Annotated in this window: 15 protein-coding genes and 1 tRNA gene; 8 read left to right on the top strand and 8 right to left on the bottom strand. The window is 70.3% G+C overall.

Annotated features, from left to right (window positions below):
• Positions 1-22 precede the first annotated feature (22 nt).
• On the bottom strand, positions 23-955 hold the full coding sequence (gene ypfJ, locus OHS18_RS32210) for a KPN_02809 family neutral zinc metallopeptidase (protein WP_328446266.1): 933 nt from the start codon (positions 953-955) through the stop codon (positions 23-25).
• Between the two features lie 524 nt (positions 956-1,479).
• Here ypfJ and OHS18_RS32215 point away from each other — a divergent pair.
• Positions 1,480-1,953 carry a MarR family winged helix-turn-helix transcriptional regulator gene (locus tag OHS18_RS32215; RefSeq protein WP_328446264.1) on the top strand — a complete coding sequence of 158 codons (474 nt, stop codon included), beginning with the start codon at positions 1,480-1,482 and terminating at the stop codon, positions 1,951-1,953.
• 36 nt (positions 1,954-1,989) lie between these two features.
• Here the strand turns inward: OHS18_RS32215 and OHS18_RS32220 are convergent.
• From OHS18_RS32220 to OHS18_RS32230, 3 genes are all read right to left on the bottom strand, one after another.
• Positions 1,990-2,076: transfer RNA gene (locus OHS18_RS32220), tRNA-Ser, on the bottom strand.
• Positions 2,077-2,118: 42 nt separating this feature from the next.
• The gene (locus tag OHS18_RS32225; RefSeq protein ID WP_328446262.1) at positions 2,119-2,958 is read right to left on the bottom strand and encodes a patatin-like phospholipase family protein; all 840 of its coding nucleotides are present in this window, start codon (positions 2,956-2,958) and stop codon (positions 2,119-2,121) included.
• 51 nt (positions 2,959-3,009) lie between these two features.
• Positions 3,010-3,291 (bottom strand): DUF2277 domain-containing protein, encoded by a 282-nt coding sequence (locus OHS18_RS32230; RefSeq protein WP_328446260.1) that lies wholly within the window; start codon positions 3,289-3,291, stop codon positions 3,010-3,012.
• A gap of 102 nt (positions 3,292-3,393) precedes the next feature.
• Between OHS18_RS32230 and OHS18_RS32235 the strand changes: the two genes are divergently transcribed.
• Entirely contained in the window at positions 3,394-4,347 is a 954-nt protein-coding gene (locus tag OHS18_RS32235) for an Ldh family oxidoreductase (protein ID WP_328446258.1), read from the top strand.
• An 8-nt stretch (positions 4,348-4,355) separates the two neighbouring features.
• Here OHS18_RS32235 and OHS18_RS32240 read toward each other — a convergent pair whose 3' ends face one another.
• Both OHS18_RS32240 and OHS18_RS32245 read right to left on the bottom strand, forming a co-directional pair.
• Positions 4,356-4,580, bottom strand: coding sequence for an RNA-binding S4 domain-containing protein (locus OHS18_RS32240; RefSeq protein ID WP_328446256.1), 225 nt, complete (start codon positions 4,578-4,580; stop codon positions 4,356-4,358).
• Positions 4,581-4,597: 17 nt separating this feature from the next.
• A complete protein-coding gene (locus OHS18_RS32245; RefSeq protein WP_328459121.1) occupies positions 4,598-5,395 on the bottom strand; it encodes a trypsin-like serine peptidase in 798 nt (265 codons plus the stop codon).
• Between the two features lie 137 nt (positions 5,396-5,532).
• Between OHS18_RS32245 and OHS18_RS32250 the strand changes: the two genes are divergently transcribed.
• Together OHS18_RS32250 and OHS18_RS32255 are read left to right on the top strand one after the other, a co-directional pair.
• A complete protein-coding gene (locus tag OHS18_RS32250; protein ID WP_328446254.1) occupies positions 5,533-6,351 on the top strand; it encodes an SDR family oxidoreductase in 819 nt (272 codons plus the stop codon).
• 245 nt (positions 6,352-6,596) lie between these two features.
• Positions 6,597-7,187: a hypothetical protein gene (locus OHS18_RS32255; RefSeq protein WP_328446252.1), complete on the top strand. Its 591-nt coding sequence runs from the start codon at positions 6,597-6,599 to the stop codon at positions 7,185-7,187.
• Between the two features lies 1 nt (position 7,188).
• Here the strand turns inward: OHS18_RS32255 and OHS18_RS32260 are convergent, their stop codons facing one another.
• Complete coding sequence (locus tag OHS18_RS32260) at positions 7,189-7,848, bottom strand: response regulator (RefSeq protein WP_328446250.1); 660 nt, start codon at positions 7,846-7,848, stop codon at positions 7,189-7,191.
• A complete protein-coding gene (locus tag OHS18_RS32265; protein ID WP_328618614.1) occupies positions 7,845-9,422 on the bottom strand; it encodes a sensor histidine kinase in 1,578 nt (525 codons plus the stop codon). Before OHS18_RS32265 ends, OHS18_RS32260 begins: the two co-directional genes overlap by 4 nt.
• 190 nt (positions 9,423-9,612) lie before the next feature.
• Here OHS18_RS32265 and OHS18_RS32270 point away from each other — a divergent pair, with 190 nt between their 5' ends.
• The 4 genes from OHS18_RS32270 (at position 9,613) to OHS18_RS32285 (ending at position 13,291) form a co-directional block, all read left to right on the top strand.
• Positions 9,613-10,419 carry an ABC transporter ATP-binding protein gene (locus tag OHS18_RS32270; protein ID WP_328446248.1) on the top strand — a complete coding sequence of 269 codons (807 nt, stop codon included), beginning with the start codon at positions 9,613-9,615 and terminating at the stop codon, positions 10,417-10,419.
• Positions 10,409-11,293, top strand: a complete 885-nt coding sequence (locus OHS18_RS32275) for an ABC transporter permease (protein ID WP_328613412.1) — start codon at positions 10,409-10,411, stop codon at positions 11,291-11,293. The genes OHS18_RS32270 and OHS18_RS32275 overlap by 11 nt, the downstream gene beginning before the upstream one ends.
• A gap of 1 nt (position 11,294) precedes the next feature.
• Positions 11,295-12,350 (top strand): ABC transporter substrate-binding protein, encoded by a 1,056-nt coding sequence (locus OHS18_RS32280; RefSeq protein WP_328613413.1) that lies wholly within the window; start codon positions 11,295-11,297, stop codon positions 12,348-12,350.
• A gap of 230 nt (positions 12,351-12,580) precedes the next feature.
• Positions 12,581-13,291 (top strand): G1 family glutamic endopeptidase, encoded by a 711-nt coding sequence (locus OHS18_RS32285; RefSeq protein WP_328446244.1) that lies wholly within the window; start codon positions 12,581-12,583, stop codon positions 13,289-13,291.
• The last annotated feature ends 10 nt before the right edge of the window (positions 13,292-13,301 follow it).

The following is a 13,301-nucleotide window of genomic DNA, read 5'->3' on the forward strand; positions in this document are numbered from 1 at the left end:
GGGACGGCCCCTTTGTCATGCCTCAGCCCAGGTTGCTGGCGCCGAAGGTGTCGCAGCGGGCCGGGTCGCCGGTCTGGAAGCCGGTGGTGAACCACTTCTTGCGCTGCGCGGACGTGCCGTGGGTGAACTGCGAGCTGTCCACCTGCCCGCCGCCGAGCTTGGTCTGGATGTAGTCGTCGCCGATCCGGGACGCCGTGTCCAGCGCGGACGCGATGTCGTCCTGGGTGATGTCGAGGATCAGCGGCTTGCCGGTGTCGGTCGGCGTCGTCGTCGCGTGGTTGCCCCAGACGCCGGCGTAGCAGTCGGCCTGCAGCTCGAGCCGGACCGAGCCCGACGTCGGGCCGGTGCCGGTGCCCTTCTTCGACGTGCCGAGCAGGTTCTGCACGTGGTGGCCGTACTCGTGGGCGAGCACGTACGCCTCGGTGAACTGGCCGCCCTGCGCGCCGAAGCGCGTCTTCAGCTCGTTGAAGAAACTCAGGTCGATGTAGACCTCGGAGTCGGCCGGGCAGTAGAACGGCCCGGTGTCCGAGCTGGCGCTGCCGCACCCGGTGCGGACGCCGCCGTTGAAGAAGTTCGTCGGCGCCTTCCGGTAGGTCGAGCCGGAGCGCGCGAACTGCTGCGCCCAGTAGTCCTGGACGGAGTTGACGATCGCGACGATCGCGCAGTCGTGGTTCTTGTTCGCGTCCGCGCCCGTCTTGCAGGTGTTCGCGAGCTGGGAGTTGTCGACCTGCTGCCCGGAGCCGACGCTGCCGAGCCCGCCGCCGCTGCCCAGGTTCACCGCCCCCGGGCTGATCCCGCCGAGCTGCGAGATCACGAAGTAGATGATCAGCCCGACCACGCCGAGCCCACCACCACCGAGCGCCACGCGGCCGCCGATCCCGCCGCCCCCACCACCGCTGCCGCGCATGTCCTGGACTTCGGAAGCGTCCAGGCCCGCGTCGTCGTCGAATCTCACGCGGGAGATCGTAGCCGGACAAGGGCCTGGGCGCGGCGTTCGCGGCCGCGCCCAGGACTTGTACCGAGGTTTGTCGTTGTAGAGCGGCTGGCCGCGAGCGGACCGGCGTTCAGGCGCTGTCGTCACGGTTGCTGAGACCGTGACCTGACACAGGCCCGATCGACGCCGAGTGCGTGAACGCAGGGAAGTCCGCACGGAGCTGTTCGCAGTGAGGCTGGTTCGCCTCGGTCACGACCGACCCGGTAGGTGTCCGTTCCGGTCGCGGGGACGCAGCTGGCGGTCAACCGCGAGAGTCACCCGTCACGCAACCACCTGACCTCTCTGGCGGAGAGCCGGGCCGGCACGTCGTCGTTGTCGTGCCCATACCCTGGTCAACGTCCGCCGACAAGCAGAATGCGCCTTTTCCGGCCGAGTCTCAACCTTTTCGTAACCCCACCTTCGGGCGATGTTGCGACGGTATTTTTACCGGCAGACAACTCGGACTCGGACCGCGCGGTCCCTTGATCAACGTTCTACGCTGCCTTATGACCGAGGAGCGGCCTGTGCGGTGGTTGGACGAAGCCGAGTCTGATGCGTGGCGCTCCTACATCGTCGCGACGTTGCGGCTGCGGCAGCGGCTGCATCGCGAGCTGGCCGACCGGCACGACGTCTCGCTGACCGACTACGAGGTGCTCGTCTGCCTGGAGATGCAGCCGGCGCACCGGATGCGGATGACGGAGCTGGCGACCCTGATGGGCTCGACGAAGAGCCGGCTCTCGCACCAGGTCGGCCGTCTCGAGGACGCGGGTGTGGTCCGGCGGGTCCGCGACCCGGAGGACAAGCGCGGCGTCATCACGGAGCTGACCGAAGACGGCGTGCGATTGCTGGAGTCCGCGGCCCCGACCCACGTCGAGGGCGTGCGCGAGCACCTGATCGACCTGCTGAGCCCGGAAGAACAGGCGACGATCGCCTCGGCCTTCGGGCGGGTGCTGGATCACCTGACCGAGGTGGAGAGCTGACGCGGTTTCGCGTCAGCCGCGCACCCGGTCTGCTTGCGGTAGCGGTGGGATTCGAACCCACGGAGAGGTTTCCCCCTCGCATGTTTTCAAGACATGATCCTTCGGCCGCTCGGACACGCTACCTCTGGTCACGAGGGTAGCCGACCGGCTTTCGGCGTCGGCGAGTCAGCTCCAGGTGAGCGTCAGCGCCGTGCCTTGGGCTCGGCCCGCTTCCGCGGCCGGCGTGCGGGTCGACGGGTCCAGCGGGTTCTGGCCGATCGCCGCGACCGAAGCCTCGTCCGGGCTGATCACCGCGATCTCCGCGCCCGCCTTTCGCAAGTCCTCCAGTACGGTGAGCAGCGCTTTCTCGCCGGGCAACGGCGATTCCAGGCCCAGCGGCGCGACCACCGTGACGCGCGTGGCGCCCGACGCGTAGTCCGCGTTCTCGCCGGAGCGGACGCCGCCGTCGATGTAGCGGCGGCCGTCGATCGTGGTCGGGGGCCAGATGCCCGGGACCGCGCAGCTGGCCGCCACCGCGTCGACCAGGCTGACGCCCGACGTGCGGTCGAACTGCCGCGGCTCGCCCGTTTCCGCGTCGACCGCGACCAGGACGATGCGCTGCTCCGGCCAGTCGTGGGACGGCAGGCGGGCGGCGATCACCGCGCGGCGGTCCGCTTCGGACACCGTTTCGGCGCTCAGTGCCAGCTCACCGACCCGCTGCCGCACCTCGGCGGGCGAGCCGGCGTCCTCGAACGCGGCGCCGAAGTCCGCGACGAACTTCTCCATGTCGATCTCGGCCGGGATCTCCGGGGTCTGCCGCGCCGGGTCGGCCTGGCGCGCGAAGAGGTCCGCCAGCGCCACGCCGCTGGTGACCTGCGCGGCGACCGTCGCGCCCGCCGACGTGCCGACGATCAGGTCCGCGCCCGTGAGGTCCTGCCCGTGACCCGCCAGCCCGGCCAGCAACCCTGTGGTCCACGCGATCCCGGCGACCCCGCCGCCACCCAGCACCAACGCCTGTCCGCTCATGCCCGCACCCTAACGGGCCCACCGACAGTTTTCGGCAACGGAGCCGCGAAATCAGGGCTGGCGCAGCTGCTTCGCGGCGATCCGGGCGCGCACCTCGGGGCGGCGCAGCGGCGGCACGGTCGCCGGCGGCTGACGGCGTTCGGGCAGCTGCTCCAGCAGCCTCGTGGTGATCTCGGTGATCTGCGCGACGGCCGCTTCGAACGGCTCGCGCGTGGCGTCCGACAGGGACTGCACGCCGGTCACCTTGCGGACGTACTGGCGGGCCGCGGCCTCGATCTCCTCGTCCGTCGCGGACGGCTGCAGTCCCCGGAGGGTGGTGATGTTTCGGCACATGCCGACCAGGGTACGACTCCGCGGAGGTCCGGATCACACGGTCGGGTTGGCTGTCGCCGACGTCGTTGACGCTGCCGCCCGCGCTTGGGCAATGTCGGGGTAGTGCCCCTCAGACCGCGTCCCTTCCGTTCCGCCCGCCCCGAACCCGCCGTCCTCGAAGCCGGCGTCGACAAGAGGCAAGAAACCCCGATCCCGGAACAGGCCTGGCCCCGCGTGCGGGCCGACGAGCTGGTCACCCTCGTGGCACACGTCTTCGCCGCCCACGGCTTCCCGGAAGCGCGGGCCCGCATCGCCGCCGAAGCGCTCTGCCACGGCGACCTGACCGGCTCGCCCGGCACCGGCGTCGCCGAGCTGACCCGGACCCACCTGCCGTTGGTGAAGAACGGCCACGTCGTGCCGCACGCCGAGCCGTTGATGATCGCCGATCGCGGGGCCGCCGCGCTGCTCGATTACCGGCGCGCGCCCGGCCTCTGGGCCGTCGGCGACGCGATGGACCGCGCGGTGACGCGCGCCGGCCGCTTCGGCGTCGGGCTCGTCTCGCTGCGCGGGGTCGGGCCGTTCGGCCGGGCCGGGCACCACGCCGCGCGGGCCCTGCCGCACGCGATGATCGGGCTGGTGCTGGCGGCCGGCGGTGAGCCCGGCCAGCCGATGAACCCGCTGGGCATGGCCGCGCCGGGTGGCGCGTACCCCGAGTTCGTCTTCGACATGGACCACCCGGGGCAGGAGGCCGCGGCCGGGTTCACGCTGCTCGTCGAGGTCCTCGCCGGGGTGCTCTCCGGCGTCGCCGACCACGAACACGACACGGGCCTGCTGGTGATGGCCATCGCGCCGACGACGCTGCGCAGCGCCGACGGCTTCTACCGCGCGGCGAGCGCCCTGTTCGGCAGCATGCTCGGCTGGGAGGGCGGCGCCCCGATCCGCTACCCCGGCTGGCGCGAGGCCCAGCACCTCGAGCAGTGCCGGGCGCTGGGCGTCCCGCTGGCCGGCCCGGTGCGGCGCGAGCTGGACGGCCTCGCCGCGTCGCTCGGGCTGCCGCCGCTGACCAACGTGGGCTGAGGCCCGGGTCAGCGGACCAGGATGACCTTGCCGCGGTCGGGGCCGACGGCCACGACGTCGCCGTCGGTCAGCTGGCGGCCGCGGCGGGTCTCCACCTCGCCGTTGACCGTGACCTCCTCGGCGTCGATCAGGTCCTTCGCGTGGGAGCCGTCCTCCGCGAGGCCGGCGAGCTTGAGGAACTGGCCGAGCCGGATCGGCTCGCCGGTGATGGGTACGTCGACGGGGTCGGTCATACGCGCATCATGCCGGGTCAGGCGCGGGCGGCCGTCTGCCGGTAGAGACCTTGGACGTCCGTGTCGAAGTAGCTCGAGTACGACGTGTCGGGATCGTCGCCGCCGAACTCGAAACCGCCGATGACGCCGATGACCGTGCCCAGCCGGGTTTTCGGGTCCTCGCCGACCACCCACGGGCCGCCGCTGGTGCCGGTCGGGAAGCCCGCGCAGTCCACCTTGAGCTGGAAGGTGTCCTGGCGGCTGGTCGTGTTCCGGCAGACGGCCGGGGTCTCGGAGTCGTCCGGGTAGCCGGTCAGGGTGATCGCCTGCTCGAACGCGCTGCCGGTGGCGAGGGTGTTCGCGCCGACCAGGCTTTCGAGGGTCTTCGTGGTGCCCGCCTGGTGCGCGGTGGCGAAACCGACGTCGAGGTCCGGGTCCGACGACTCGGTCCAGCCGGGCGCGACGAGCTCGTCGGACACCGTCCAGTAGCCGAACGGCGCGAGGCCGTCGTGGTAGCCGGGCGCGAAGGTGACGCCGGGGACGTAGTCGCCGCCCTCGCCGTCGTGGATGCAGTGGGCGGCGGTCAGCAGCACGTCACCCTGCTGGCTGTGGACGACGCTCGCGGTGCAGTAGTGCGCGCCGTCGACGAACAGCGCGCCGACGGCCGGGCTGGACACGGCGGGCAGGTCGATGGCCGACGCCGGTGTCGCGTCGGCCGGAGGTGTCGTCGCGTCCGCGGACCCGGGTCGCCGGACGACGCCGACCACGACGAAGGCCGCGCCGAGCAGCAGGATCGCGGCGAGGGACAGCAGGACGGCGGGCCGCCGCACGTGCATCGCCTCCTCGTCCGCTCGCCCCTCGGTCGTCCGGATCACCTTAGGACGTCACTCCGACACTTTCAGCACACCCACAGCAACCTCACAGCCGCTAGTATCCGTAACTCGGGAGTAACACCTAACGGGCGGGAGGGCCGATGAAGCGGTTCGCGGGCAAGGTCGTGGTGATCACCGGAGCGGGGTCGGGGATCGGGCGGGCGACGGCGCTGGAGTTCGCGCGGCGGGGCGCGCGGGTGGCCGTCTCCGACGTCGACACCGCGAACGCGGAGGCGACGGCGAAGCTGGCCGGCGAGAACGCGCGGGCCTACCGCCTCGACGTCGCCGACCGGGCCGCGGTGCTCGCGCACGCCGAGGAGGTCGTGAGTGACTTCGGGGGTGTGAACGTCATCGTGAACAACGCCGGTGTCGCGCTCGGCGCCACCGTCGAGGAGATGGCGTTCGAGGACTACGACTGGCTGATGGGCGTCAACCTCGGCGGCGTCGTGAATGGCACGAAGGCGTTCCTGCCGCACCTGATCGCCTCCGGCGAGGGGCACGTGGTGAACATTTCCAGCGTGTTCGGCTTCGTCGGCGTGCCGACGCAGAGCGCGTACAACGCGGCGAAGTTCGCGGTCCGCGGATTCACCGAAGCGCTGCGTGAAGAAATGCTGATCGCGAAGCGCCCGGTCGCCGTCAGCTGCGTGCACCCCGGTGGGATCAAAACCAACATCGTGCGCAACGCGCGAGGCGGCGACGGCGACCAGGAGAAGGCCGCGGTGGGCTTCGACCGGATCGCGCAGACCACACCGGAGAAGGCCGCTTCGACGATTCTGCGCGGGATCGAACGGAAGTCCGCGAGGATCCTCATCGGACCGGACGCCTACGTGATCGACGCCATCCCGCGCGTCCTCGGCTCCGCCTACCAGCGGCCGCTCGCCGTCCTCGCGCGACTCGGCCTGAAACAGATGGGAAGCTGAAACTCTTTTCGCTATTGCGCCTTTCGGGCGAACACCCTGGTCCGGGAACACGGACCTGCGCCACTCTGGATCGCCGTTCGCGGCCTGGTCGGCTCCGGAACGCGTCACTCAATGGAGTTGCGTTTCTGACAAGGCCGTCCGAAATGGTCCAGAATGCGTGGGGTCCGTGAGCCCCGTACCGGAGGTCCCCGATGCCGCGCACCGCACCGAGCGTTGCGACCCGTCCGTCCAGCGACCGCGCCGCGGTGGAACTGCTGGATCGCACCGGCATCGTCGCGGCCAGCCTGCCCCGGCGCCGCCGCACCGACGACGAGCTGCCCGAGCTCGCCGAGCCGATCTACACCCGGCCGCCGGTGTGTGATCAGGACCTGCGCCCGAAGTCCGTGGTGATCCGCCGCCGCGCCCGCACGTGGCTGGGCAGCGGCGCCGCGGTGCTGCTCGTCGCGGCCGGCTGGGTCGCCGGCGGGGTGCTGAGCGGCGGGCTGTTCGCGCCGTCACCGGCGGACGACGTCGCCCAGGTCGACCCGCGGCCCGCCGTCGCGGCCGTTCCGGCGCCGCAACCCCAGCCCCAGCCGCCGGCGCCGGTCGTCACGCCGCCGCCGTCGACCGTCTACGTGCCGGTGCCCGCGTCGAAGCCGGCGTCGAAACAGGTTCAGGTGCAGGCGAAAGCCCAGCCGAAGAAGCGTTCGGCCGATGACACGGACGTGCCACGCGTCGACCTGCCGTCGGCGACGACCCCGCCGTCGTCCACGAACCCGGTCCAGTCCTGGATGAACGCGGCGGAAAGCATGATGCAGCAGTACCAGTACCGCTCGGAGACCACCGGCGGGCGCTGAATCAGGCGTCGGACCAGCGGTATTCGTGCTCCGGGCGGCCGGTGGCGCCGTAACGCAGCCGCATCTGGACCGTGCCCGACTCCGCCAGCGCCGTCAGGTACCGCTGCGCCGTCGCGCGCGCCATGCCGAGCTCACCGGCGACTTCCGCGGCCGACAACGGACGTCCGGCGCGCCGCAGCTGCTCCGAGACCAGCCGTGACGTCGCCGTCGACTGGCCCTTCGGCGCGGACGTCCGGTCCTGGTCGTGCAGCACCCGGTACGCGCGGTCGACGTCGTCCTGGGCCATCGTGCGCCCGTCGGCGAGCAGACCGCGGAACCGCGCGTACGACGTCAGCCGCTCGGCCAGCTGCCGCGTGGTGAACGGCTTGATCAGGTAGTTCAGCGCGCCGGCCCGGATCGCCGCGGCCACCGACGCGCTGTCGGTCGCCGCGGACAGCACGATCGTGTCGGTCTGCAGGTCCGGCAGCACGGCGAGGCCGGACTCGTCGGGCAGGTAGACGTCGAGCAGGACCAGGTCCGGCGTCAGCTCGCGCACCCGGGCCCGCGCCTCGGCCGCGGTGTGCGCGGTGCCGACCACCGCGAAGCCCGCGACTTCTTCGACGAACCCGGCGTGCACGCCGGCGACCCGGAAGTCGTCGTCCACGATCAGCGTGCGGATCATCCGTCCTCCGTCAGCATTCCGGGCAGTTTGGCGACGAACAGCGCGCCGGTCTCGCCTTCGCCGGCGTTCGCCAGCCAGACGTCGCCGCCGCGGGCGCGCGCGGCCTGGCGGGCCAGCGCCAGCCCGAGGCCGTGCCCGGGCGCGATCTTCGTCGAGACGCCTTCGTCGAACAGTGTCCGCCGCAGGTCGGCCGGCACGCCGGGTCCACTGTCCACAACGGACACGTGCAGCGTGGTGCCGTCGGTGAGCAGCCCGATCTCGACGGTCGCCGGCCGCCGCGGCCCCATCCGCGCGGCGTGCAGCGCGTTGTCGACGAGGTTGCCGATCACGGTGTTCGCGGCGATCGGGTCGGTCACCGCCGCCGGCACCCAGGTGTCGTCGGCGAGCTTGAGCGTGAGGCCCTTTTCCTGCGCCTGCTCGGTTTTCGCGACCAGCAGCGCCTGCAGGTACGGGTCGGCGACGGCGTCGCCCAGCTCGGTCGGGTGGGCCGACGGCGAGTCCGTGAGCGTCTGCAGGTACTCGACGGCTTCGGTGTGGTGGCCGAGCTGGAGCAGCCCGTAGAGCGTGTGCAGCCGGTTCGCGAACTCGTGGCGTTGCGCGCGCAGGCCGTCGGACAGGGCGCGGATGCCGTCGAGCTCGCGGGTGAGCGTGTCGAGGTCGGTGCGGTCGCGGAAGGTCAGCACGGTGCCGATCGGCCGGTCGTCCAGCCGCACCGCGCGGGAGTTGATCACCAGGACGCGGTTTCCGGCCACGGCCAGCAGGTTGTCCACCGGCCGGCCCTCACCGACGGCCTTGTGCAGCCGCGGCGACAGCTCCAGCTCGGCCAGCGCGGCGCCGATCGGGAGCTGCGTGCCGAGCAGCCGTTCGGCCTCGTCGTTGCGCACCGATACCCGGTTCGCCTCGTCGACGGCCAGCACGCCCTCGCCGATCCCGTGCAGCACGGCTTCGCGTTCGTAGAGCAGCTCGGTGAGCTCGTGCGGCTCGAGGCCGTGGGTGACGCGCCGCAGGCGCCGGTTGAGCAGCGCGGACGCGCCCGCGCCGAGCAGCAGCGCGCCGCCGGCGAACAGCAGCGTGATGACGAGCAGCCGGTTGAAGTCGCCGGTCGGGTCGCCGACCTCGAAGCCGACGCTCACCTCGCCGACCACGCGCCGCCCCTGCCAGATCGGCGTCTTGCTGCGCACGGACAGCCCGAGCGTGCCGCTCTGCACCGCGCTGATCTCGTCCTGCCCGGCCAGCGCCAGCTCCGGGGACGTGCTCACCCGCTGGCCGATCAGGCTCGTCGTCGGGTGGGCGAGCCGGATGCCCTGGTCGTCGGTGATCACCACGAACAGCGCGTCGTTGACCTCGGTCACCGCCAGGACGCGGTCCTCGAGCGGGCCGCCGGGGAGCTTCGCGGCCGCGTTCGCGACGACCACCGGGTCGGCGGCCACGGACTTCGCGATGGCCAGCGCGCGGCGGCCGTACTGGTCGGTGAGGGTGCGGCTCAGCAGGACGCTGACCAGCGCGACGCCCAGCCCGACCACGAGGACGACCACGCCGATCTGCAGCAGCAGTACCTGCCTGCTGAACCGCATCCGCGGGAAGAGCGCCCACTTTGGCATGGCTGGGAACATACCCCCAGCTCACGGGGGTGCGCTAAATGAGCAAAACATGCAGAACGCGCAGCTCGCACGCAGAACGTCGACAAGCTTCACCTGGGCGCTACGCGTACTTAACGTTCCTTCCAACGTGACAGGCACCACGTGACGAAGGAGTCACCTCCCCATGGTTCCCCCACTGATCGAACTCACCGGAGCCACCAAACGGTTCCCCAGCGGGTCCGGTTCCGTGCACACGGCCGTCCGCGACCTGACCATGACCGTCCAGCCCGGCGAGTTCGTCGCCGTCGTCGGCCCCACCGGCTGCGGCAAGTCGACGACGCTTTCGCTGGTGTCCGGGCTCCAGCCGCCGTCCGCCGGGCGGGTGCAGGTGAACGGCACCGACGTGAAGTCCATTCCGGACGGTGTCGGCTACATGTTCCAGACCGACGCCGTGATGCCGTGGCGCTCGGTGCTGGACAACGTCGCGTCCGGGCCGCGTTTCCGGGGCGTGCCTAAGGCCGAGGCCCGCGCGCAGGCCGTCGACTGGATCGCCCGGGTCGGGCTCGCCGGGTTCGAGAAGTACTACCCGCACCAGCTTTCCGGCGGCATGCGCAAGCGCGTCGCGCTGGCCCAGACGCTCGTCACCAAGCCGAAGATCCTGCTGATGGACGAGCCGTTCTCGGCGCTGGACGTGCAGACCCGCGCGCTCATGCAGGACGAGCTGCTGCGGTTGTGGTCCGGTTCGGGGGCCGCGGTGATCTTCGTGACGCACGACCTCGACGAGGCGATCGCGCTGTCGGACAAGGTCGTCGTGCTGACGTCGTCGCCGGCCACCGTCAAGGACGTCTTCGAGATTCCCCTGGAGCGGCCGCGGAAGGTCGAGGACCTGCGCCTCACCGAGGACTTCCGCAAGCTCTACGCCGACATCTGGGAATCGCTGCGCAGCGAGGTCGACAAGGCCCGCGAGAAGGGAGCGACCAGTGTCGCTTGAGACCCCGGCGGCCCCGTCCGCCGCTCCGCTGCCGGTTCTGGAGACCGAGCAGGACATCATGGCCCGCGCGAAGCAGGCGTCCTCACGCCGCAGGCGCAACATCTGGCTGCTGCGGCTGGCGATCGTCGTCGTCTGGCTGGGCAGCTGGGAGCTGACCGCGACGTACTGGATCGACCCGTTCTTCTACTCGAAGCCGTCGAACATCTGGCAGCGGCTGGTCGAGTGGTTCAGCACGGGGACCGACTTCGGTTCGATCTGGTACAACATCTTCACCACCGTCGAGGAAGCCGTGCTGGGCTTCGTCATCGGCGCGATCGCCGGGGTCGTGCTCGGTGTCATCCTGGGCCGCAGTGAGTACTTCGCGCAGGTGCTCGCGCCGTTCATCAAGGCCGCCAACGCCCTGCCCCGCATCGTGCTCGCGGCGCTGTTCGTGATCTGGTTCGGCCTCGGGCTGTCGTCGAAGGTCGCGACCGTCGTCGTCCTGGTGTTCTTCGCGGTGTTCTTCAACGCCTTCACCGGCGCTCGTGAAGTGGATCGCAACCTGATCGACAACGCCCGCATCCTGGGCGCGACCCGCGGCCAGGTGCTGAAGTCGATCGTGCTGCCCAGTGCCACGTCGTGGATCCTGTCCTCGCTGCACGTCGCTTTCGGGTTCGCGCTGATCGGCGCGGTCGTCGGCGAGTACACCGGCGCCAAGGCCGGCATGGGCTTCCTGATCAGCAACGCGCAGGGCACGTTCGACACCGCCGGGGTGTACGCCGGGATGCTGATCATCACCGTCGTCGCGCTGCTGGCCGAATGGGGCATCGGCACCCTGGAAGGCCGCCTGCTGCGCTGGCGGCCGAACGTCAGCTCCGCGGCGCAGGGGATCTGACATGCGTCTCAAGAGGACACTCGCGATCACGGCCGCGCTGGCCGTCACCGTCGGCGGGGTCACCGCGTGCCGCGACTCGCGCTCGATCGACTTCGGCGACGGCGGGCAGCCGCACATCAAGATCATGGTCGGTGGCCTGTCCAAGGTGATCTACCTGCCGGCTCAGCTCGCGCAGCAGCTCGGCGAGTACAAGAAGCAGGGCATCGACGTCGAACTGTTCGACCAGCCGTCCGGCGCCAACGCGGAGACGTCGCTGCTGGCCGGCGAGGTGCAGGGGGTGGTCGGGTTCTACGACCACACGATCGACCTGCAGGCCAAGGAACAGTGCATGCAGAGCGTGGTGCAGTTCGCCAACGTGCCGGGCGAGGCGGAGATGGTCGCCACGGCCAAGGCGGGCGAGATCAAGTCCGGCAAGGACTTCAAGGGACGCACCCTCGGCGTGACGTCGCTCGGCTCGTCGACGGACTTCCTGACCAAGGCCCTCGCGCAGCGCGGCGGCGTCAGCTCGAAGGACTACACGCCGTACAAGGCGGGCGCCGGGCAGACGTTCATCACCGCGCTGAACCAGGGCACGATCGACGCCGGGATGACGACCGACCCGACGATCGCGCAGCTCACGAACACGGGCCAGGCCAAGGTGCTCTACGACATGCGCACGATCGAAGGCACCAAAGCCGCTTTGGGCGGTTTGTACCCGGCGAGCTCGTTGTACATGAGCTGCACCATCGTCGAGCGTTATCCCGACGTCGTGCAGAAACTCGCCAACGCGTATGTCGCGTCGCTGAATTGGCTTTCGAAGCACTCGCCGGAAGAGGTGGCGGCGATCATGCCGCCGTCGTTCGCCGGCGGGGACAAGGCGCTCTACGTGAAGTCGCTCGAGGACAGCCTGCCGATGTTCACCGCGGACGGCCGGATGGACCCGGCGGGCGCGCAGAACGTGCTGAAGGTGCTGGGTGATTCGTCAAGCAACGTCAAGCCGAAGAAGGACAAGATCGACCTGTCGAAGACGTACACGACGAAGTTTGTCGACGCGGCGAAGGCGCAGGCGGTCCAGTGACCCCGCTCACCTGACCGGGCGGTTGGTGAGCAGCATGGACCCGTGAAGGCCTCTTCCCCCGCAGAGGCCTTCACGGGTCTTTTCGTCCATTCGGGAGCAAATACGGCAAATATCGTGATTCGTTCCCGGAATGTGAAGACCCTTCGAAAGTAGCTACCTTCCGGTTGTCGCGGATTCAACACTGGTCACACGGTTTCCCGGGTCCCCACCCTGTGAATGGAGTCTCCGTCATGACCAGATTCGTTTCCTCGCGTGCTGTCCGCGTGCTCACCGTGGCCGCCGCGGCGGCCGCCGGCCTGGCGATGGCCGGCCCGGCCCACGCCGCCGTCGAGTACGGCTCGCACTTCCATGGCCACCAGTTCGCCGGGGGCAACTGGGGCGGCTACGTCAGCTTCGGCAGCTTCACCACGGCCACGGCGAGCTGGACCGAGCCGACGGTGACGTGCCGCTCCAGCAACGACCTGTTCGCCCCGTGGGTCGGCATCGACGGCGACGGATCGTCCACAGTGGAACAGACCGGCGTCGAGACGGACTGCTCCAGCGGCCGCCCGGTGTATTCGGCCTGGTACGAGATGTACCCGGCCGCGCCCGTGTACTACAACGTGTCGGTCGGCGCGGGTGACAAGATCACCGCGACCGTGACGCGGACCGCGACCAACACCTACAAGCTGGACCTCACCGACTCCACCAAGGGCTGGACCAAGACCACGACGAAGTCGCTGACCTCGAAGCACGCGTCGGCGGAGGCGATCATCGAGTCGCCGACCGACTCCTACCCGACGATCTCCGGCGGCATCAAGTTCACCGGCGTCAAGTTCAACGGCACGAACCTGGCCTCGACCAGCCCGTCCGGCCTGAGCGCCGACGATCGCGGCACGAACACCTGGACCCCGGGCGCGATCGGCTCGGACGGCCAGAGCTTCACCATCTCGCGTCACTGACCCCTCGTGA

It is taken from the genome of Amycolatopsis sp. NBC_00355 (genome assembly GCF_036104975.1).
Taxonomy (GTDB): Bacteria; Actinomycetota; Actinomycetes; order Mycobacteriales; family Pseudonocardiaceae; genus Amycolatopsis.

Excerpts from the sequence above, each read along its gene's own strand:
- OHS18_RS32215 (WP_328446264.1), top strand. The coding sequence starts at position 1,480 with ATGACCGAGGAGCGGCCTGTGCGGTGGTTGGACGAAGCCGAGTCTGAT.
- OHS18_RS32225 (WP_328446262.1), bottom strand. The coding sequence starts at position 2,958 with ATGAGCGGACAGGCGTTGGTGCTGGGTGGCGGCGGGGTCGCCGGGATC.
- OHS18_RS32230 (WP_328446260.1), bottom strand. The coding sequence starts at position 3,291 with ATGTGCCGAAACATCACCACCCTCCGGGGACTGCAGCCGTCCGCGACG.
- OHS18_RS32240 (WP_328446256.1), bottom strand. The coding sequence starts at position 4,580 with ATGACCGACCCCGTCGACGTACCCATCACCGGCGAGCCGATCCGGCTC.
- OHS18_RS32245 (WP_328459121.1), bottom strand. The coding sequence starts at position 5,395 with ATGCACGTGCGGCGGCCCGCCGTCCTGCTGTCCCTCGCCGCGATCCTG.
- OHS18_RS32250 (WP_328446254.1), top strand. The coding sequence starts at position 5,533 with ATGAAGCGGTTCGCGGGCAAGGTCGTGGTGATCACCGGAGCGGGGTCG.
- OHS18_RS32260 (WP_328446250.1), bottom strand. The coding sequence starts at position 7,848 with ATGATCCGCACGCTGATCGTGGACGACGACTTCCGGGTCGCCGGCGTG.
- OHS18_RS32265 (WP_328618614.1), bottom strand. The coding sequence starts at position 9,422 with ATGCGGTTCAGCAGGCAGGTACTGCTGCTGCAGATCGGCGTGGTCGTC.
- OHS18_RS32270 (WP_328446248.1), top strand. The coding sequence starts at position 9,613 with ATGGTTCCCCCACTGATCGAACTCACCGGAGCCACCAAACGGTTCCCC.
- OHS18_RS32280 (WP_328613413.1), top strand. The coding sequence starts at position 11,295 with ATGCGTCTCAAGAGGACACTCGCGATCACGGCCGCGCTGGCCGTCACC.
- OHS18_RS32285 (WP_328446244.1), top strand. The coding sequence starts at position 12,581 with ATGACCAGATTCGTTTCCTCGCGTGCTGTCCGCGTGCTCACCGTGGCC.